This is a genomic window from Hymenobacter profundi (assembly GCF_019334315.1).
GTDB classification, from domain to species: Bacteria; Bacteroidota; Bacteroidia; order Cytophagales; family Hymenobacteraceae; genus Hymenobacter; species Hymenobacter profundi.
The window spans coordinates 1-19,725 of record NZ_JAHWGL010000092.1 but is presented as its reverse complement, the minus strand read 5'-3'; the positions used below and the strand labels follow the sequence as shown (position 1 = coordinate 19,725).

Genomic DNA, 19,725 nt, shown 5'->3' with positions numbered 1-19,725 from the left:
ACTTCGACGAGAAGCACCCGCCGCTGTTTCAATAGTATAACTTAACGCTCACCCCACCCCCCTAGCCCCCTCCCCTCCGGGAGAGGGGGAGCCTTGTCAGCTGATAGCTGTTGGCTAATAGCTCTTGTTCAACGGAAAACTATCAGCTAATAGCTCCGGAAAAGGCTCCCCCTCTCCCAGAGGGGAGGGGGCTAGGGGGTGGGGCCGAATTACAGAACTCATGCATTCTCAAACCAATCCCAACGGTTTCCGCATCAGCACCAACCCGGCCGAGCTGGATGTGGCCGCCATTCACCACTACCTGGCCGAAGACTCTTACTGGGCCACAAATATGCCGCTGGAAATCCTGGAGCGCGCCATTGCCAACTCGCTCAACTTTGGGCTGTTTGCGCCCGATGGCCAACAAGCGGGCTTTGCGCGTGTCATAACGGACAAGGCCACGTTTGCCTGGCTTTGCGACGTGTTTGTGCTGCCCGAATTCCGGGGTAGGGGCTTGTCGAAGTGGCTGATGGAGGTGATATGGACGCACCCGGAGCTGAAAGATCAGCGTAGGCACATGTTGGCTACCGTAGATGCGCACGGCCTGTATCAACAGTTTGGCTTCACGCCGCTCACTGCACCTGATAGATTCTTGGAAAAAAAGAAGCTAAATCCGTACGGAGTGGCTACTAAGAACTAATCAGGCATCATTTTTTGTAGAAAGCAGACTTCCTGTTGAAGTTGATTGATGTGACGAATTCTACCTTATCCAACCGTTGGCATCAGCTGACGGCCCCCATGCTACCCGATGAGGCAGCTCGCGCCGCGGCGTACGAGCAGCTCAGCGCCGCCTACTCCGCCTCCGACCGCCATTATCATACCCTGCACCACGTGCGGACGCTGCTGGACGCCGCCGAGCGTTATGCCTCTACCCTGCAAGACCCCGCGGTGGTGCAGCTGGCTATCTGGTTTCATGATGCCGTGTACAGTGCCCGCCGCTCCAACAATGAGGAACGTAGTGCCACGCTGGCGCTGAAGTTCTTGGAGCAGACTACCTTGTCTGCCGCCCGTCGGCAGCGCGTGACCTACCTCATCGAGCGCACCAAAGACCACACCCAGCCGCTTTCTGCGCCGGATGCTGATTTGGCGTTTTTCCTGGATGCCGATCTGCAAATCCTGGGCGCGCCGGAAGCCGATTACTGGCAATACGCCCGCCAGATCCGGCAGGAGTACCGCCTGATTCCGGATATGCTGTACCGCCCCGGCCGACGTAAAGTATTGGAAAAGATGCTGGCCGCGCCAACCCTGTATCGCACGCCCGAGTTTCGGCAGCGGCTGGAAGATGGTGCCCGCCGCAACCTGCGCCTGGAGCTGGCCGATTTGTAGATACGCTGCTAATAGAGCCGTTGCAACGCCGGGCGGCGGTTGGCGTCCTTGGGTGGAACTGCGTAAGTTGCGGTTCATCCTTCCGCCTATCTATGCGAAAACTCTCCGCTCTGCTTGCTTTTGCCAGCGTGTTGCCACTGGCTGCTACTGCGCAAAGGCCTACCTCTTCCCTGGCTCCGCTGACGGTGGAGAAAATCATGCGCGACCCTACCCAATGGCTGGGCACGGCGCCCAGCAACGTGTTCTGGAGCGAGGATGGCAAGCGCATCTATTTCAGTTGGAATCCCGATAAAAACCGCCAGGACTCGCTGTACTACGTGACTCCCAGTGGCGGCTCTGCTCGGAAGGTAGGCTTTCGGGAACAGCAGGCCCTACCCGCCGGCAGCGGCACCTACGACGAGCGGTACACCCGTAAGGTGTATGAGAAGGATGGTGACATTTTTCTGCTAGACCTGAAATCGGGTAAAATCCTGCAGGTGACCAACACCGCCGAGCGCGAATCCAACCCCGATTTCGCCCTACAAGGGCAACTCGTCAGCTATGCCCGCGGCGGCAACCTGTTCACCTGGAACCCTACCACTGGCGAAACCACCCAGCGCACCGACTTCCGGAAGGGCGCCAAGCCCAAGAACAGCCTCACCGACCCCGAAGAGAAGTTTCTGAAGGCGCAGCAGCTGGCCTTGTTCGACATCATCCGGCAGCGCGACCAAGACGCCAAGGCCCGCGAGCGGGCACAGAAAGCACTCAACAAGCTTCGTCCCAAGCCCATTTATCTGGGCCAGCAGACGGTGCGCAACCTCCAGCTCTCCCCCGATGGCCGCTACGTGACCTATTCCCTGGCGCAAGAGCCTACCAGCGAGAAGGTGGCCGTGGTGCCGGCCTTCGTCACGGCCTCGGGCTTCACCGAGGACATTTCGACCCGCACCAAGGTAGGCGCCCCGCAAACCGCTTTGCAGCTGGGCATCTACGATATTGGTCGTGATACCACCTTTGTGCTGGGCTATAGGGAGTTGCAGGGCCTTGATGAGCAACCGGCCTACCGCAAAGAATATCAGCTGAAAGCCAAAGCGCCTACCCCCGCCGACTCAGCCAAAGCCGCTACGGCCGCTAAAAAGGAAAAGCCAGCCACCGAACTGCGCCGCGTGCAGCCCTACGGCCCCGTGTGGAGCCCAGATGGTAAGCACGCTTTCGTGGTCATCCGCTCGGCCGACAACAAGGACCGCTGGATTGTGGGCCTCGACCCCGCTACCCAGAAAATCAAGCTTCTCGACCGTCAGCACGACGACGCCTGGATCAACGGGCCTGGCATTGGCTACGGTACCGGCAACGTGGGCTGGCTGCCCGACAATCGGCGCATGTGGTTCCAGAGCGAAGCCACCGGCTACTCCCACCTCTACACGCTGGATATCACCAACGGTCAGAAAAAGGCCCTCACCAGTGGCAAGTTTGAGATTCTGAATGCCCAGCTCAGCCGCGACAAGAAAACCTGGTACCTCACCGCCAACAAGCCTGAGCCCGGCCAGCAGCAATTCTACCGCATGCCGGTGGAAGGCGGCACCATGACGCAGATTACCGATAAGGTAGGTGCCAACGACGTGACGCTCTCGCCCGACGAAAAAACGCTGGCCGTGCGCTACAGCTACTCCAACAAGCCCTGGGAACTGTATGTGATGGACAACAAGCCCGGCGCCAAGATGCGTCAGCTCACGCACTCCACTACCCCCGAGTTTGAAAGCTACCCCTGGCGCGAGCCGGAAATCGTGACCCTCAAGGCCCGCGACGGCGCCGACGTGTATGCCCGCCTCTACCGCCCCGCCAACCCCGCGGCGCAAGGCCCCGCCGTGATTTTTGTGCATGGCGCCGGCTACCTCCAGAACGCGCATAAGTGGTGGAGCAGCTACTTCCGCGAGTACATGTTCCATAACCTGTTGGTAGAAAAAGGCTACACGGTGCTGGATATGGACTACCGCGGCTCGGCAGGCTACGGCCGCGACGTACGCACCGGCATCTACCGCTACATGGGTGGCAAAGACCTCACCGACCACGTAGACGGCGCTAAAATGCTCACCGAAAAATATGGCGTTAGTCCCCAGCGCATTGGCATCTATGGTGGCAGCTACGGCGGCTTCATCACGCTCATGGCTATGTTCACCCAACCTGAGGTGTTCAAGGCTGGTGCCGCCCTGCGCTCCGTCACGGACTGGGCACACTACAACCACGGCTACACCGACAACATCCTCAACGAACCCTACAACGACAGCATCGCCTACGCTCGCTCGTCACCCATCTACTACGCCGATGGCCTGAAAGGTGCCCTACTGATGTGCCACGGTATGGTGGACACCAACGTGCACTTTCAGGACATTGTACGCCTCACGCAGCGGCTCATCGAGCTGCACAAGGAGAATTGGGAGCTGGCTGTCTACCCCGTCGAGAACCACGGCTTCGAGGAGCCCGCCTCCTGGACCGACGAGTATAAGCGGATTTTGAAGCTGTTTGAAACGAATCTGAAGCCGGCCGGGGTAGGGGGGAGCGGTGGTACTGGGCAGTAGGTTGTTCAGCCTACAAAACGGGATGGCCTTGCCCTTTTGATGAAGAAGCAAGGCCATTCCGTTTTGTCAATTTAGGACTATTACAGACGCTTCGTAATAGCCAAGCCGCTGTACCCATATCCATTAATATTAATTCCCTGTACTGGTGTCAGGGAAAGGCCCGTACGGTCAGCGGTTTTATGCAGTTGGGGTACCACAATGCCCGTAGCTGCACCTATCACATATCCTACAATATTATCAGAGAGGAAGTGCTTGCCAGCTTTGATGCGGGTATAGGCCGTAGCAGCTGGTACCAGGGCTGCCGCCGTCCACACAAACGGCTCGGCAGCCGAGCCGGGGTTGAAGTCGTGATAGACCTTAGCAGCGAAGAAAGTAGCCACCGCTGTGTTGGCCGTATGGCCAGCGTAGAACGAGTTGGTAGAAATATGGCTATTCCGGTCGCCGCTGCCTTCAGTACCATACAGAAAAGGCCGGTAGCGCGTGGTGGTTCCTATCGTCATCGTGAATATAGCGTTCTGCGCTGCCAGCGTTTGTAAGTACAGCCCCAATACTTGCCCATAGCGCCCACGTACGTCTGAATCTAACGCTAGCAAACCCGGGGCAATAAGTAGGGTAGGATATACAATAAAGTCCCCTACTGTTTGCGCAGTTTTGCTGTAATTGCCTGCTACAAAGCGGTCAAACTTAGGTACATCATTCTTGTTGAGCGCAGCTAGCTGCGTGTCGTTCAAACCGTCTTTCTGCGAAACCAAGTATAATCCTACCCCACTTAGCGCACCCAGGCCTGCTGTAATAGGTGCATCTACAGCAAAACGGGTTTTATAAGGTGAGGGTGCTTTTTGGGCACTTGCTGTTGGGGTAGTGGCAGCTGACAGTGAGCCAGCCAACATTAAAGTGTAGATGTACTTCATAGAAGAAAATTGAATGATAGACATACAACGCAGAATATACTGTGGAGGTTAAGACCTGCACTTTTTTCATTCTGAATGACACCATTCAACAACCACACATAAAACTCGTAGCTTTGCGGCCTTGCCTGGCCTTACTGCCGGTGCGAGGCAGGGGCTGCCGGCCCCTTGCGTACCTTATATGCTTCTACGCTGATGCCGTACTTGTTCACCTCCGAATCGGTTTCGGAAGGCCACCCCGATAAAATCGCCGACCAGATTTCGGACGCTATCCTCGACGAATTCCTGCGCCAGGATCCTACATCCAAAGTAGCCTGCGAAACCCTCGTCACCACCGACTATGTGCTGTTGGCCGGTGAAATTAAGTCGACCGCGCAGGTAGACGTAGAGCAGATTGCCCGCGACGTAATTCGCCGCATTGGCTACAACAATCCCGAGTATAAGTTCGACGGCAATACTTGCCAGGTGGAAAACCGCCTGCACGCGCAGTCGCCCGACATCAACCAGGGCGTAGAACGCCAGAACCCCGAAGACCAAGGCGCCGGCGACCAGGGCATGATGTTCGGCTATGCTACCCGCGAGACGGATAACTACATGCCCCTAGCTCTCGACCTCTCGCACCGCCTGCTGCGCGAGTTGGCCGCTATTCGTAAAGAAGGTAAGGAAATGACTTACCTGCGTCCCGATGCCAAGGCGCAAGTAACCATTCGCTACGCCGACGACAACACGCCCGAGGCCATCGAAACCATCGTGGTAAGCACCCAGCACGACGAGTTCGATGAGTCGGAGGAGAAGATGCTGGCGCAAATTGCCACCGACATCAAAACCATTCTGGTTCCGCGCGTAAAGGCCGGTTTGCACGCCGATGTGCAGCAACTCTTCACCGACCAGATCACCTACCACATCAACCCCACGGGCAAGTTCGTGATTGGTGGTCCTCACGGCGACTCCGGCCTCACGGGCCGCAAAATTATTGTAGATACCTACGGCGGCAAAGGCGCCCACGGCGGTGGCGCTTTCTCTGGCAAGGACTCCTCTAAGGTAGACCGCTCGGCTGCCTACGCGGCGCGCCACATTGCCAAAAACCTAGTAGCAGCGGGCGTAGCCGACCAAGTGCTGGTGCAGGTAGCCTACGCTATTGGCGTTGCCAAGCCGGTAGGTGTGTACGTAACGACTTACGGCACTACCAAAGCCACCAACGCCAGCGGCCAGCTACTCACCGATGGTGAAATCTCGGCCAAGGTGCAGGAGCTGTTTGATATGCGTCCGTATGCCATTGTGCAGCGCCTGGGCCTGCAAAACCCCATCTTCGGTGCTACCGCCGCGTATGGGCACATGGGCCGTCAGCCCGGTCAGGTATCGTTGAATGGCAATGGTCAAACTGCCGAGACCTTTACCTGGGAAAAGCTTGATTATGTGAATCAGATTAAAGCGGCTTTCGAGCTATAAGGCGGAATTGAACCTCATAAGAAGGCCCTACCTGCGACAAGCGGGTAGGGCCTTCTTTTATATATCGTGAAAGGCAGAGGCCTTAGTGCGACATGTGCTTTTCCTTATACTTTACGATTTGTCGACGTAAGCATTCGTACGCCGCGTCGGCTGCCGACTCGAAGGTAGGCGCTTCTTCCTGACAAAAGATAGTGGAGCCGGGGACCAACAATTTAACTTCCAGAGTTTTATTGCTAATGCCGTCCTTGTTGTTCAGCTTCAAAATAACTTCACCTTCCGTCACACGGTCGTAGAAGGTTTCCAGTTTGTCGAGGCGCTTCTGGATGAAGTCGAGCAAGGATTGGTCGGCAGTGAAGTGCACCGAATGCATCTGTACTTTCATCGGGTAAGGGGTTAAGGGTAAAAAAAATAGCTTAGGCTTTTGGATGAGCCTGCTCAAAAACCGCTTTCAGCTTGTCAATCGATAAGTGTGTGTACACTTGGGTAGCGGCCAGATTAGCATGCCCCAACAACTCCTTAATAGCGTTGAGGTCGGCCCCTTTGCCGAGCAGGTGCGTGGCAAACGAGTGCCGCAGCACGTGCGGATGCTGCTGCGACGACGCCGTGGTTATCTGGCTCAAATAGTGCTTCACGGTACGATAAACAAACTTTTCGTAGAGCGGGTCTCCCTTATCCGTAACGAGGAGCGCCCGCCGGACGTTGTCGGCCGTACCGAATTCCTGCTGCTTTTGCGCTAAGTACTTGTCCAACACGCCCAATAATGTGGGATTGAGCGGGACGATGCGCTGCTTGTTGCCCTTACCTGTCACGCGCACCGTGCGGCCAGGTAGGCTCACGTCATCGGGCCGGATGCCAATTAGCTCCGACAAACGGATGCCGGTGCCATAGAGTAACTCCAGCACTAACTGGTCGCGCACGCCGGCAAAAGTCTCCGGAAACTCAAAGGAATTCAACAGCCCGTTCAGTGAATCTTCGGGCACAAAGTCGGGCAGCTTCTTCGCTGCCTTCGGCGACTTAATGCGCAACATAGGATTGCGCGTGGCAGAGCCCGTTTGGAGCAGAAACTTGTAGTAGGAGCGTAGGCAAGCTATTTTCCGGTTCACGGTGCGCGGGTCCAGTTCCTGCTGCATCAGACTTACTACCCAGCCACGAATAAGCGTATGGTCGGCCTGAGCTGGTTCTGCCAGCTCATACTCAACTTGCAAATAATCAGCAAACTGCCGCAAATCGGTTTGATACGACAGCAAAGTGTGCGGACTGTAACGCTTCTCGAAGCGCAGGTATTCAAAAAACAATTCCATACAAAAGCACCAGCCAGGTAGGGGCTGGGTTACCAATGTATGGAATTCCACAGAAAAGTACGCACGCGAAAAATCGGCTGACTCGCTTCAAAAAGCAAATCAGCCGGTTTTGTCAACTCAAAGAGCGGTCAGACTAGTCGTTGCCTGTGCCGTAAGTGGCTTGCTTATAGATAGCCTTCTCTTTCTGCTTGCGGTTGGTTACCGACGGCTTCTGGAAGAACGTGCGACGACGCAGTTCTTTCAGCACACCCGTGCGCTCAAATTTCTTCTTGAAGCGCTTCAGCGCGCGGTCTACCGACTCGTTCTCCTTGATTTGGACGATGATCATATGTTCAGTTAGCTTGAAAACTTCTGCTTTGGTAAAGGGCTGCAAAGATAACCATAGTTTCTGATGATTTCAAAGCGAGCATATTAGGTTTCAGGTGATAAAGCGTTTTTACAGACCCGCAAATCGCTTTCTCAAAACACGAGGAAGCGAAAATAACGTTAGCAGGGCCTATTTTTAGGTATTAAGCAGACTGCGGGCAATGACCAGTTTCTGAATTTCGGAAGTACCCTCACCAATGGTGCAAAGCTTGGCGTCGCGGTAATATTTCTCCGCAGGATAGTCTTTGGTGTAACCGTAGCCGCCAAAAATCTGCACCCCTTCGTTGGCTACGCGCACCGCTACTTCCGATGCATAAAGCTTCGCCATCGCCGATTCGCGATTTACGTTCAGACCACGCTGCTTCATATCGGCGGCGCGATAGGTGAGCAATGAAGCGGCCTCAATTTCCGTCGCCATATCCGCCAACTTAAAAGAAATCCCCTGGAAGTTGCTGATGGGCTGATTGAATTGATGGCGTTCCTGCGAATAATTTAGTGCAGCTTCCATCGCGCCCTGCGCTATGCCCAGGCTCAGTGCCGCAATGCTAATGCGGCCGCCATCCAGCACCTTCAGCGACTGTATAAAGCCGTCTCCCACCTTACCAATCACGTTTTCCTGCGGTATGCGGCAGTCTGTGAAAATCATTTCGGTGGTTTCGGAGGCGCGCATGCCTAGCTTATCTTCTTTGCGGCCACCTGCAAAGCCGGGCGTACCACGCTCCACAATAAATGCTGTCATGCCGTGTGAGTCGCCTACCTCACCGGTACGCGCAATCACTACTGCCACATGGCCAGATTTGCCGTGGGTAATAAAGTTTTTGGCGCCATTGAGCACGTATTCATTGCCGTCTAGCACAGCGGTAGTACGCATGTTGCCAGCATCCGACCCGGTATTCGGTTCGGTTAGGCCCCAAGCACCAATCCACTCGCCGGAAGATAGTTTGGGAAGATATTTCTGCTTCTGCTCCTCAGAAGCATGTTGGAGAATATGGCCGGTGCAAAGCGAGTTATGCGCCGCCATAGAAAGGCCGATGCTACCATCAATTTTGGCCAACTCGGCAATAGCCGTCACGTATTCTGGGTAGCCGAAGCCCGAACCGCCATACTGTTGCGGTACTAACACGCCCATTAGGCCTAGTTCGCCTAGCTGATGGAACACGTCAATGGGAAATTCCTGGCTTTCATCCCAACGCATCATGTGCGGCTTGATATGGGTGGCGCCAAAATCACGCACCATCTGCGCAATCAGGGTCTGATTTTCAACTTCTTCTACTAGCATGGGTGGGGTGGGAAAGGGCTTTATACTAACAAACGTAAGTTATTAGTTATGTGTTGATATTAAAAATAAAGTAGACAAGTATCTGGTCAGGCACAAAGCTATAGTGGTGCGAATTTTGAAAGCGACGGCCAATTTGGTTACTTTGAAGGTTTCCAGATAGGCAAACCAGCGCTAAGGCGCTGTCAGTCTGTATCCTAGATCTGATCCGGCTTGTCCGGCCTGCATGCAACAACTACCCGTTCTTCGTCGCCTCTTGCGTTTTTGGCTGCTCTGCCTACCATTTTCGCTAGTAGTATTGCTTTCTTCCTGCACCACCTCACGTGTACGGCAGCAGAACACTATGTTCCGCCTCGATGGTACCATGGCTGATACATCTAAACTGCGTCGTGCTGTAAACCGTGCTGAGCGCAACTACGTCATTCAGCCTAACGACTACCTCGCTATCCGGGTGTATACTAACGAGGGAGAATCTATAATTGACCCAAACGGCGAACTATCGTTTGGCGCCCCTACCGGAGGTGGTAGTCGGCAGGCCGCAGGAGTTGGTCGGCAACAGGCTGGCGCTAGTCGCGGAGGTGGTGCCCAGAATGGCGGTGCCGAGTTTCTGGTGCAAAATGACGGTATCGTGCGCCTACCCATGGTAGGCGACGTGAAGCTGAGTGGTTATACCTTACTAGAAGCAGATAGTGTACTCAGAGGCAGATACAATGAGTTCTATCAGCAACCCTTTGTGACGACGCAGGTCAGCAACAACCGTATTATCGTTCTAGGGGCTGTAGGTGGTAGCAGTGGTCAGATCATTCCTTTGGCCAATGATAACATGAATCTAATTGAAGTCTTGGCATTAGCAGGAGGCATCGATGGTGGTGCTATTACGGGAGCAGGAACCGGGCGCATAGGTCGGGCAGATAATATTCGCCTGATTCGGGGTGATCTAAAGAACCCACGCGTGCAGGTCATCGACCTCACCTCCTTTGCTGGCATGCGTAAAGCCAATCTGCAGGTGGAACCCAACGATATAATTTATGTTGAGCCTATACGACGACCATTTTTTGAAGCAGTAGGCGACATTGCTCCTTTGTTTAGTATTGTTAGTGGAATAGCAGGCCTAGCCACTACTATTATCTACCTGACAATCACGTTAAGGCGTGATAATTAACAAGCAATTATACTTATCACTGTCGTTAAACAGTACCATCAAATCAACAGCAAAGCGCCCCTATGGCTGCGAAAGAAGAAGTTGAATTAGAAGAGCTGATCCGCAACGCGGGTGGTGGCGAGGCCGAGTCGGAGGAAGATGAAGGCACTGGCTTAGATTTGACTACACTCCTTATGGTAGCGCGCAAGAGCCTGCCGTGGGTGATATTATTAATTGGCTTAGGTTTGACAGCCTCTTGGCTGTTTTTGCGTTATACGCCCTCTATCTACCGATCATCATCGGTCTTGAAAATAGATGAGAAGACGGAGGCGGGAGTGTTGGGCTTAGGTGGGGTTGGTGAAGGTATGGAGAAGAAGCAAAGCATGAACAACCTTTCAGGAGAGGTGGAACTGATCAAGTCTGATTTAATTTACCGCCGCTTGAAGGATTCACTAATGCTTGATGTAAATTATTATGCAGAAGGCACAGTACTCGAGCGCGAATTGTACCAGATTTCACCGTTCAAGGTCAGTTACACAGTGCAAGATGGTTCCCAGTTCAATACCCGTTTTGCTGTTGATTTCTTAGATGAACAGCGCTTCACACTTTCCTACGAAGTGCAGGGTAAAGAACAAGGGCAGGAGTACCAGGTTGGACAACCTATTGAAACGCCTGGCTTTATATTGACTGTTTCTAAGACTGATTTTTTTGGGTCAGAAACGATAGATGGTAACTATCATTTTGTAATTAATGATAACAGCGCCATTAATAATTATTTGAATGCCAATCTAAGTGTGGCAATTGAAAATCCAGACGCAAGTACTATTAACATTTCATTCACAGATAATACACCACTCAAAGCTCAGGACATCGTTAATAAAGTAGATACAGTTTACTTAATTGAAAAGGTATTAAAGAAGCAAGAACAAGCTGCTAGAACGCTTCAGTTTATTGATTCTGAATTAGATAAAAGCAAAGCTGGCTTAAATAAAGCTGAGGGAGATATTCAATCCTTTGCTGAACGCAATCAAGCTTTTGATGTAAAAGGTGAGCTAACTACTATTGCTTCTGCTATTGCTGATCAGGAAGTAGAACGCCAGAAGCTGCTAGAGAAGGTGAAGCTGCTTACAGAACTGCGTAGTACAGTAGATAATGACCAGATAATAGGTAGAGGAGACGTAGATGTAGCGCAGGCTATTCCAGCGTTGGGAGATCTAGGCGATTCACAACTGCCGCAGCTCCTGCAACAGTTCAACGACCAGCAACTAGAGCTACAGCAGGTGTTGAAATCGTATAAATCTACTACCACTGCTGTGCAGTTGCGACAGGAAGCTATGGCTTTCACCAAAAAAACGGTACAAGACTTACTATTGCAAAACCAAACAGTATTGCAAAAACAGTTGGCGTTAATGAACCAACAACGCCAGCAGATGGAAGCCCGTTTACAAGCCCTACCTCAAAAATTTACAGAGCAAGAGCGCCTACGCCGGCCATTCGAGCTATTGGAGCGAACAAACGGAATGCTGATGGACCGAAAAATGTCGTATGGCATTGCGATGGCCGGAACTACCCCCGACTTCCAAATTCTGTCCCCTGCTTCTGCTCCAAGTACCCCCATCTCACCCGTGCGTGCTATGGTGTACGCTATTGGTTTAGCAGGCGGTATTGTGTTGGGTATTGGGCTAATTGCGGTGCGCTACCTCATGCATAACACTGTAACCAATATTCGGGAGTTGGAGCGGAATAGTGCAGCTACTGTATTAGGCGTAATCCCTACCTACGACCGCGAGAAAATGGCCGTGTCGAAGTTAGTGGTGGACAGAAATCCGAAGTCGGCTATTTCGGAAGCTATTCGCTCTATCCGAACGAACTTAGAGTTCATGGCGTCTTCCAAGAAGAAGCGTCTAATTTCGGTGACGTCTACAGTCAGTGGTGAGGGCAAAACCTTCGTGACGGTGAACTTGGCGGCTATTATTGCTTCTTCTGAGCAACGGGTAGTAGTGCTGGATCTGGACATGCGCAAGCCCAAGGTGAACTTGGCGTTCGATGCCCCTAATGTGAAGGGTATCAGTACGATTCTGATCGAGCGTCATACTTGGGAAGAGTGCATTCAGCATACTTCTATTCCTACCCTCGACTTCATATCGGCTGGCCCTACGCCACCCAACCCATCGGAGTTGATTCTAAATCCGAAGTTTGATGAGCTGTTGGCTGAGTTATATCAGCACTACGATGTAGTGATGATTGACACGCCGCCGGTAGGGCTAGTAACGGATGGTATTCTGATTATGCGCAAAGCCGATGTACCGATTTACATCGTGCGGGCCAACTACTCGAAAAAAGCCTTCCTCAAAAACATCAACAAACTGATTCGTACCAATGGCTTTACCAAGCTAACTACCATCCTAAACGACGCCAAAGCGAACGGCATGTATGGGTACGGTTACGGTTATGGCTACGGCTATGGCTATGGGCAAGGATATTACGAGGAGCCAACTGCACCACAGGGACTGGTTGGACGTTTGCGGAAGCGTATGTCCTCCTAGCTTTTAACACGAAATGTCTTCTTTTCTGCAAAAAATATTTGGTAGCATGGCGCCGGCTACGGCTCCCGCGTCGTTGCAGGAACTGGTGGTAGACATGCATTCGCACTTGCTGCCAGGCATCGACGATGGGGCAGCCACGGTGGAGCATTCGGTAGAGCTGTTGCGGGAAATGCAGGAATTAGGCTACCGTAAGCTGATCATGACGCCCCATGTGATGGGGGATTTTTTTCGGAATACGCCTGCTACCATCAGGGCCGCGCTGACACAATTGCGAACAGCCGCTTCCGCAGCGGGTATTACGAATATAGAGTTGGAATGCGCCGCCGAATACTACCTAGATGAGTGGTTTGGGCGTAAGCTGGAAACGAACGAGGAACTGCTAACATTTGGTGGCGACCGGCACTATCTGCTTTTTGAAACATCTTATATCAACGAGCCTTTCAACTTAGCTGAAACCGTATTTAATCTGCGGGCAGCAGGTTACCAACCGGTGCTGGCGCATCCTGAGCGCTATACCTACCTCTATGGCCGGTTTGAGGAGTTGGAGCGTATTCGTGAGAGTGGCGTGCTATTGCAGGTTAATTTGAATTCGCTGGCGGGTTACTACTCATCAGGAGCACAGCGCGTAGCTGAAAAGCTCATTGATGCGGGTTTGGTAGATATGCTGGGAACAGATACCCACAATGTGAAGCACACAGCTACCCTACGCAATAAGGTGCTCACCACCAATTACCTGCGCAAAGCATTGGAATTGCCTCTGCTGAATAATACCCTGTAAGCGGCTGCGGACCCGCAATTTTTCCTACATTCGATTACGAACGGTCCGCCTTCTTTACGCTTACTTCTTTCCTATGATTTTCGTCACCGGTGGTAGCGGCCTGCTGGGCAGTTTCCTGATTGATGCGCTGGTGACGCGTGGGTACGCGGTGCGGGCTCTGTATAGGCAAGCTCCGCCAACTGGCTCAATTGCACAACAGGTGGAGTGGGTAGAGGGCGATATCCGGGACACGGATTTGCTGCAAGACTCTTTGGCCGACGTTACGCATGTGTTTCACTGCGCGGGGCTGGTTTCCTACGCTCCTCAAGACGAAACGGCTCTACTACAAGTGAATGTAGAAGGAACAGCGGCTGTAGTAGATGCGTGTCTGCAACAATCTGGCGTACGGCTGTGCCACGTGTCGTCGGTGGCGGCGCTGGGTGGAGCGGCTGCCACACCGGAGGCGCCCGCTGGCCCTCAAGCGCTGGACGAAACTGCGAAGTGGGACCTGGGCGCCGAGCACCCGGCCTACGCTACGTCGAAGTACTTGGCGGAGCTGGAGGTATGGCGCGGTGTGGCCGAGGGGTTGAATGCCGTGATGGTAAACCCCTCCGTAATATTAGGACCAGCCGATTGGGACCGGAGCAGCACCCGCCTATTTCGGTACGCCTACCAGCAGCACGCTTTTTACACGGCCGGCAGCATCAATTTTGTAGATGTGCGCGATGTAGTGGCCATGATGCTGCATCTCGCCTTCGAGACCAGCCTGACGGACCAGCGCTACGTGCTGAACGCGGGTGCCATGCCCCTGCGCGAATTTCTGGCGGAAGCAGCGCAGTGTTTTCAGAAGAAGCCGCCTACCCTGCAAGTGCCAGAGTGGGCCGCCGAGGCAATTTGGCGACTGGAACACGTGCGCTCCGTGGTGACCGGGGCGCGGCCGCTCATCACCAAAGACACTGCCCGCGCTGGCCGCCGCGCCACTACTTATCAAGCCAAAAAAGTGCAGCAGGCCACGGGTATAGCCTTTCGACCGCTGGCCGAAACCATTGCTTGGTGCTGCGCGGGCCTACGACAGAACTTGCCGGCATCCGGTGCGGTTGTTGTAACTTAGAAACAGTAGCGCCACGCTGGTGGCCTACCCTCCCTTAGCCGGCAGAGTCTGCCTTTTTGACGGTCCTTTGCTTTTTGCAGTATGAGAATGAACGAGAATTTTGAGGAACGGGACGAAGTGCAGGCCACCGTACGCCGTTTTGAACAGATGGTGGCCAGCAATGAGTCCGTCTTTTTTGATCTGGCCGAGTTCGAAAGCATCATCGACCACTATACCAGTAACACCGAATACGCCAAGGCCTTGCAGGCCTGCGAAGCCGCTATTGCGCAATATCCATTTAGCACAGAACTGTTGATTGACCGCGCGCAGGTGCTGGCCATGAAAGGCGAGTATGCCGAAGCTGCTACCCAAATTGAGGCCGTAGCCCTACTCGACCCCGATAACCCCGACGTGGCCGTGACGCGTGGCATTATCGCTACCCAGCGCGGCGACTTCTCGACAGCTGTAGAATTTTTTCTAGGCGCCGTAGAGCGCGCGCCCGACCGCGACGACATCTTTTTCAACTTGGGGCTGGCGTACCAGAGCTGGCAGAAATACAAGAGTGCCGCCAAGTACTACAAGCAGAGCCTGCGCCTGAACTCCGACAACGACGTGGCGGTGCAGGAGTTGCTGTACTGCCTGGAGGTGAGCGAACGGCTGGAAGCCAACCTGGAATTTTTTCGCCGCTTCACCGACGAAGACCCTTACTCCGCTATTGCCTGGTACAACCTGGGGCAGGCCTACTACCGCGTAGCCGACTACGAGAAAGCCGTTAGCGCGTTCGAATACGCCATTCTCATCGACAATAAATTCTACGATGCCCACGGCTACCTGGCCAGCACCTATGTGAGCCAGGAGAAGTACCAGGCGGCTATCGAGGAGTTTACGTTGAGCTACGAGAAAGACCAGCCCACGGCCGAGGCACTGTGCAACATTGGAGAGTGCTACGAGAAGCTGGAAAACTGGGCAGAAGCTCGCCGCAACTACCAGCATTCCATCGACATCAACCCGGAGATGGATGAGGCATGGTTTGGTATTGGTATCATTTTGAACGCGCAGGAGCGGTGGATGGAAGCCATTCACTTCTTCCGCAAAGCCACGGCTTTGTACGATGAAAGCGTGGAGTATTGGTTGGCGCTGGCTGCGGCCGAATACCAGTTAGGCAACGTAGTATCGTCGGTGGAGGCGTATGACCGTGCTACCCAAGTAGCACCCGATAACAAAGAGGGCTGGCTGAATTGGAGCATCATCCTTTATGAACAGGGCAACTTTGATGGGGCCATCGACTTGATGCGCAATGCCGTGGAAGTGCAGCCCGCCGAAGCAGAACTGTACTACCGCCTGTGTGCCTATCTGCTGGCTGCCGGCCGCTACCGCGAGGCGTATGAAGTGCTGGAAAACGCCCTTACCCTGGATTTCAGCAAGCACCGGCTGCTGTTCGACTACTTCCCGGAGCTAGAGTCGCAGCGTGCCCTGGCCCGCCTGATTGACCAGTATCGAAAATAGGTAGGAGATTTTAGAGGGCTGGGTTGACGTTTAGCAATTGTTCTTTTGAACGTCAACCCAGTCCTTCAGTCCCTACCTGCTCGGGTGCTCACTCTACTTATAAAATTCGGGCGTACTTTTACGCCCGTTCTTTTTTTCGGGGCTACCCTTGTTATACCAGCCAAGCCCCCAATACCCAAGACCCTCATATGAATTACCACCTCGATCAACTTCCCGAACGCACTGAGAAACCCCGCGAGCAAGGCTATACCATGGTTATGGACAAAGGCTTGAGCGTACGCGAAACGGAAGACTTTCTGGAAGTAGGCGCGCCGTACGCTGACATTGTGAAACTGGGCTGGGCCACATCCTTCGTGACGCCCAACCTGAAGCGCAAGCTGGCCGTGTACAAAGAAGCGGGCATTCCGGTGTATTTTGGTGGTACGTTGTTCGAGGCGTTCATCATTCGCAATCAGTTTGACGATTACCGTCGCCTGTTGGCAGAGTTCGATATGGAGTACGCCGAGGTATCGGATGGCTCGCTGGACATGCCCCACGACAAGAAGTGTGAGTACATCCGCACGCTGTCGAAGGAGGTGAAGGTGCTGTCGGAGGTAGGCTCCAAGGACGCGGAAAAGATTATTCCGCCCTACAAGTGGATTTCTCAGATGCAGACGGAGCTGGAAGCTGGTTCCATTAAAGTAATTGGCGAAGCTCGCGAGGCTGGCAACGTAGGCTTGTTCCGGAGCACCGGCGAGGTGCGCTCGGGTCTGGTAGAGGAAATCCTAACCAAAGTGCCAGTGGAGAAAATCCTGTGGGAAGCCCCGCAGAAGGCACAGCAGGTGTGGTTTATCAAGCTGCTGGGTGCCAACGTAAACCTGGGCAACATCGCTCCTAACGAAATCGTGAGCCTGGAAACCATCCGTCTGGGACTGCGCGGCGACACGTTCACGCACTTCCTCGACATGGACAACGTGGATGAGATGTTCAAGCCAGCCAAGCCTACCGGCCGCCCTGGCACTTCCATGCCACGCGGGTAGTTCCTATCTAGCGACTCGCCTATTTAATAAAACGTCATTTCGCGTTGGTCGAGAAATCTCGCGTGCTGATGGTGGATAGTATCTTCCGTCAGCACGCGAGATTTCTCGACCAACGCGAAATGACGTTCTGTTTTCCTGCTTTACTATTCCTACCCTCCAAGGGTAAGAACATTGCATGTAGCTGATGCGTAAGGGAGTATCCATTGTGTACTACCCATCATGAAGTGTCAACATTTTTCTATATTCCTGACTTCCTTGCTGTTAGCAAGTGCGTGCAGCGGCCCTTCGAAAGAGGATAAACAGGAAGCGCAAGCTACTACCCCTACCGATACGGTAGCCACTGCCGTGCAGCCTCTGAAACTGCCAGCACCTTATAAAACGGAGTCGGTGACGCACCGCGTGAAGGTGATTGGCTGGCCAGCCGGCAAAACGCCGGTGGTACCTGCGGGCTTCACCATCAGCGAGTACGCGGGCAATTTCGATAGCCCGCGCTGGGCCTATGTACTGCCCAACGGCGACGTGCTGGTAGCCGAGGCCAATACGGTGCCCAACAAAACCATCAAGAAGAAGGTAGCGGCCGCCCTAGACCTGGACCCCTCTAAATCGTTGCAGGCTACTAGCGCCAACCGCATCACGCTGCTGCGCGACACCAATAAAGACGGTAAGCCCGACGTGCGCGAGACCTTCCTGAGCGACTTGAATCAGCCATTTGGAATGCTGGTGCTGGGCAATAATTTCTACGTAGCCAACACCGATGGCGTGTTGCGCTATGCTTATAAGCCAGGCCAGACCAAAATTACCGGGCAGGGTCAAAAAATCATGAGCCTACCCAAAGGCGGCTATAACAACCACTGGACGCGTAACCTGTTGGCCTCGCCCGATGGCTCCAAAATTTACGTGACGGTGGGTTCTGGTTCCAACGTGATGGAGCACGGTCCCGAAAACGAGGAGCGCCGCGCCAACATCCTGCAAATCAACCCCGACGGCACGGGTGAAAAAATCTATGCCAGCGGCTTGCGCAACCCTGTGGGAATGGATTGGCAGCCTACCTCCGGCAAGCTCTGGACGGCCGTGAACGAGCGCGACGAACTGGGCGATGAACTGGTACCCGACTACCTGACCAGCGTGCAGGAAGGCGGCTTCTATGGCTGGCCCTACTCGTATTACGGCCAGAACGTGGACCCGCGCCGCAAGGACGAGCGACCCGATCTGGTGAAAAAGGCCATTATGCCTGAAGTGCCGCTCGGCCCGCATACGGCTTCGTTGGGGCTGGCTTTTTACGATCAGCAGGCTTTCCCCTCGCGCTACCAGAATGGTGCGTTTATTGGGCAGCACGGTTCCTGGAACCGCTCTACTTTCTCGGGGTATAAGGTGGTGTTTGTGCCATTTGAGGGCGGTCAGCCCACGGGCAAATTCGAGGATTTTGTGACGGGTTTCCTGGTAGGCAACGGTGACGAGGCATACGGCCGCCCGGTGGGTGTAACGGTGATGCCCGATGGCTCGATGCTGGTAACTGACGATGCCGGCAACAAAGTATGGCGCGTGGCCGCTGCCTCGGCTGAGGCGCGGGGAGTAGCCCAATTATAGAATTGACAGTCAGCGAAGCCGAAAATCTGATAGCGAAAAGCCATCGGATTTTCGGCTTCGTTCGGAATGACGGCTGCACGTGCTTTCTTTGTAGTCTAAACCCCGCTTCATGGAAATTCTACACCAAGCGCTGGACTTCGTTCTGCACCTCGACAAGCACCTCACCGCCATCATTGCTGACTACGGCACGTGGACCTACGCCATCCTATTCCTGATTATTTTCGTGGAGACGGGCGTAGTAGTGCTACCCTTTCTACCCGGCGACTCTCTGTTGTTCGCAGCCGGCTCGCTGGCCGCGCTGGATGGTAGCCCGCTGAACGTGGCTGTATTGATGGTGTTGCTAATTGCCGCAGCCGTATTGGGCGACACACTCAACTACCACATTGGCGACTACCTGGGGCCGCGGGTGTTTACGGACAAATCCCGCTTTTTGAAACGGGAACACCTGCTGAAAACGCAGGACTTCTACGTGAAGCACGGCGCTAAGACTCTGATCCTGGCCCGCTTCATTCCTATCATTCGCACGTTTGCGCCTTTCGTGGCGGGCATGGGCACCATGAGCTACGCTCGGTTTTTGGCATACAATGTCATTGGTGGTATCCTGTGGGTGATTTTGCTGGTAGGTACCGGCTATCTGTTTGGGCAAGTGCCTATTGTGCAGAAAAACTTCTCGCTGGTAGTGGTAGCCATCATCGTGCTGTCCATCCTGCCGGCAGTATTCGAGTTCTTCCGGTCACGCGGCCAGAAATCAGCCGTATAGCTTAAGGGGCTGGTTGCAAATAAGAAAATACGGCTGTCCTCCTGCGCGTGCGAAGGACCTTCTGCCGGTTGAACGAGTCGTTGTTACGATGGTCGTTCTACC

At 53.9% G+C, this 19,725-nt stretch carries 17 protein-coding genes; 12 read left to right on the top strand and 5 right to left on the bottom strand.

Annotated elements, in window-relative coordinates:
* The first annotated feature begins 220 nt into the window (after nucleotides 1-220).
* From KYK14_RS17480 to KYK14_RS17470, 3 genes are all read left to right on the top strand, one after another.
* Nucleotides 221-679, top strand: a complete 459-nt coding sequence (locus KYK14_RS17480; protein ID WP_208306555.1) for a GNAT family N-acetyltransferase — start codon at nucleotides 221-223, stop codon at nucleotides 677-679.
* A 50-nt stretch (nucleotides 680-729) separates the two neighbouring features.
* A complete protein-coding gene (locus KYK14_RS17475) occupies nucleotides 730-1,365 on the top strand; it encodes an HD domain-containing protein (protein ID WP_219160614.1) in 636 nt (211 codons plus the stop codon).
* Between the two features lie 92 nt (nucleotides 1,366-1,457).
* The gene (locus KYK14_RS17470) at nucleotides 1,458-3,917 is read left to right on the top strand and encodes a S9 family peptidase (protein WP_219160612.1); all 2,460 of its coding nucleotides are present in this window, start codon (nucleotides 1,458-1,460) and stop codon (nucleotides 3,915-3,917) included.
* Between the two features lie 80 nt (nucleotides 3,918-3,997).
* On the opposite strand, the gene KYK14_RS17465 is transcribed toward KYK14_RS17470, so the two are convergent.
* The gene (locus tag KYK14_RS17465) at nucleotides 3,998-4,852 is read right to left on the bottom strand and encodes a phosphatase PAP2 family protein (protein ID WP_219160610.1); all 855 of its coding nucleotides are present in this window, start codon (nucleotides 4,850-4,852) and stop codon (nucleotides 3,998-4,000) included.
* A 168-nt stretch (nucleotides 4,853-5,020) separates the two neighbouring features.
* On the opposite strand from KYK14_RS17465, the gene metK reads away from it, so the two are divergent.
* Complete coding sequence (metK, locus tag KYK14_RS17460) at nucleotides 5,021-6,274, top strand: methionine adenosyltransferase (protein WP_208306551.1); 1,254 nt, start codon at nucleotides 5,021-5,023, stop codon at nucleotides 6,272-6,274.
* A gap of 82 nt (nucleotides 6,275-6,356) precedes the next feature.
* Here the strand turns inward: metK and hpf are convergent, their stop codons facing one another.
* From hpf to KYK14_RS17440, 4 genes are all read right to left on the bottom strand, one after another.
* Nucleotides 6,357-6,656 carry a ribosome hibernation-promoting factor, HPF/YfiA family gene (gene hpf / locus KYK14_RS17455; RefSeq protein WP_185281437.1) on the bottom strand — a complete coding sequence of 100 codons (300 nt, stop codon included), beginning with the start codon at nucleotides 6,654-6,656 and terminating at the stop codon, nucleotides 6,357-6,359.
* A gap of 31 nt (nucleotides 6,657-6,687) precedes the next feature.
* The gene (locus KYK14_RS17450; RefSeq protein WP_208306550.1) at nucleotides 6,688-7,575 is read right to left on the bottom strand and encodes a tyrosine-type recombinase/integrase; all 888 of its coding nucleotides are present in this window, start codon (nucleotides 7,573-7,575) and stop codon (nucleotides 6,688-6,690) included.
* A gap of 133 nt (nucleotides 7,576-7,708) precedes the next feature.
* Entirely contained in the window at nucleotides 7,709-7,903 is a 195-nt protein-coding gene (gene rpsU / locus KYK14_RS17445) for a 30S ribosomal protein S21 (RefSeq protein WP_185281435.1), read from the bottom strand.
* Nucleotides 7,904-8,077: 174 nt separating this feature from the next.
* The gene (locus tag KYK14_RS17440) at nucleotides 8,078-9,220 is read right to left on the bottom strand and encodes an acyl-CoA dehydrogenase family protein (protein ID WP_219160608.1); all 1,143 of its coding nucleotides are present in this window, start codon (nucleotides 9,218-9,220) and stop codon (nucleotides 8,078-8,080) included.
* 223 nt (nucleotides 9,221-9,443) lie between these two features.
* Between KYK14_RS17440 and KYK14_RS17435 the strand changes: the two genes are divergently transcribed.
* From KYK14_RS17435 to KYK14_RS17400, 8 genes are all read left to right on the top strand, one after another.
* Nucleotides 9,444-10,379, top strand: a complete 936-nt coding sequence (locus KYK14_RS17435; RefSeq protein WP_219160606.1) for a polysaccharide biosynthesis/export family protein — start codon at nucleotides 9,444-9,446, stop codon at nucleotides 10,377-10,379.
* Between the two features lie 62 nt (nucleotides 10,380-10,441).
* Nucleotides 10,442-12,904: a GumC family protein gene (locus KYK14_RS17430; protein ID WP_219160604.1), complete on the top strand. Its 2,463-nt coding sequence runs from the start codon at nucleotides 10,442-10,444 to the stop codon at nucleotides 12,902-12,904.
* A 13-nt stretch (nucleotides 12,905-12,917) separates the two neighbouring features.
* Nucleotides 12,918-13,682 carry a tyrosine-protein phosphatase gene (locus KYK14_RS17425; RefSeq protein WP_243900162.1) on the top strand — a complete coding sequence of 255 codons (765 nt, stop codon included), beginning with the start codon at nucleotides 12,918-12,920 and terminating at the stop codon, nucleotides 13,680-13,682.
* Nucleotides 13,683-13,755: 73 nt separating this feature from the next.
* Entirely contained in the window at nucleotides 13,756-14,772 is a 1,017-nt protein-coding gene (locus tag KYK14_RS17420; protein WP_219160603.1) for an NAD-dependent epimerase/dehydratase family protein, read from the top strand.
* An 87-nt stretch (nucleotides 14,773-14,859) separates the two neighbouring features.
* Nucleotides 14,860-16,257 (top strand): tetratricopeptide repeat protein, encoded by a 1,398-nt coding sequence (locus KYK14_RS17415; protein ID WP_219160601.1) that lies wholly within the window; start codon nucleotides 14,860-14,862, stop codon nucleotides 16,255-16,257.
* A gap of 188 nt (nucleotides 16,258-16,445) precedes the next feature.
* Nucleotides 16,446-17,276 carry a phosphosulfolactate synthase gene (locus tag KYK14_RS17410; protein ID WP_185281430.1) on the top strand — a complete coding sequence of 277 codons (831 nt, stop codon included), beginning with the start codon at nucleotides 16,446-16,448 and terminating at the stop codon, nucleotides 17,274-17,276.
* Nucleotides 17,277-17,495: 219 nt separating this feature from the next.
* Nucleotides 17,496-18,863 (top strand): PQQ-dependent sugar dehydrogenase, encoded by a 1,368-nt coding sequence (locus KYK14_RS17405; RefSeq protein WP_219160599.1) that lies wholly within the window; start codon nucleotides 17,496-17,498, stop codon nucleotides 18,861-18,863.
* Between the two features lie 109 nt (nucleotides 18,864-18,972).
* On the top strand, nucleotides 18,973-19,623 hold the full coding sequence (locus tag KYK14_RS17400; RefSeq protein WP_185281428.1) for a DedA family protein: 651 nt from the start codon (nucleotides 18,973-18,975) through the stop codon (nucleotides 19,621-19,623).
* Nucleotides 19,624-19,725 lie beyond the last annotated feature (102 nt).

Coding starts and splice junctions, on each gene's coding strand:
- KYK14_RS17480 (WP_208306555.1), top strand. CDS start 221: ATGCATTCTCAAACCAATCCCAACGGTTTCCGCATCAGCACCAACCCG.
- KYK14_RS17470 (WP_219160612.1), top strand. CDS start 1,458: ATGCGAAAACTCTCCGCTCTGCTTGCTTTTGCCAGCGTGTTGCCACTG.
- KYK14_RS17465 (WP_219160610.1), bottom strand. CDS start 4,852: ATGTCTATCATTCAATTTTCTTCTATGAAGTACATCTACACTTTAATG.
- metK (WP_208306551.1), top strand. CDS start 5,021: ATGCCGTACTTGTTCACCTCCGAATCGGTTTCGGAAGGCCACCCCGAT.
- hpf (WP_185281437.1), bottom strand. CDS start 6,656: ATGAAAGTACAGATGCATTCGGTGCACTTCACTGCCGACCAATCCTTG.
- KYK14_RS17450 (WP_208306550.1), bottom strand. CDS start 7,575: ATGGAATTGTTTTTTGAATACCTGCGCTTCGAGAAGCGTTACAGTCCG.
- rpsU (WP_185281435.1), bottom strand. CDS start 7,903: ATGATCATCGTCCAAATCAAGGAGAACGAGTCGGTAGACCGCGCGCTG.
- KYK14_RS17440 (WP_219160608.1), bottom strand. CDS start 9,220: ATGCTAGTAGAAGAAGTTGAAAATCAGACCCTGATTGCGCAGATGGTG.
- KYK14_RS17435 (WP_219160606.1), top strand. CDS start 9,444: ATGCAACAACTACCCGTTCTTCGTCGCCTCTTGCGTTTTTGGCTGCTC.
- KYK14_RS17430 (WP_219160604.1), top strand. CDS start 10,442: ATGGCTGCGAAAGAAGAAGTTGAATTAGAAGAGCTGATCCGCAACGCG.
- KYK14_RS17425 (WP_243900162.1), top strand. CDS start 12,918: ATGTCTTCTTTTCTGCAAAAAATATTTGGTAGCATGGCGCCGGCTACG.
- KYK14_RS17420 (WP_219160603.1), top strand. CDS start 13,756: ATGATTTTCGTCACCGGTGGTAGCGGCCTGCTGGGCAGTTTCCTGATT.
- KYK14_RS17415 (WP_219160601.1), top strand. CDS start 14,860: ATGAACGAGAATTTTGAGGAACGGGACGAAGTGCAGGCCACCGTACGC.
- KYK14_RS17410 (WP_185281430.1), top strand. CDS start 16,446: ATGAATTACCACCTCGATCAACTTCCCGAACGCACTGAGAAACCCCGC.
- KYK14_RS17405 (WP_219160599.1), top strand. CDS start 17,496: ATGAAGTGTCAACATTTTTCTATATTCCTGACTTCCTTGCTGTTAGCA.
- KYK14_RS17400 (WP_185281428.1), top strand. CDS start 18,973: ATGGAAATTCTACACCAAGCGCTGGACTTCGTTCTGCACCTCGACAAG.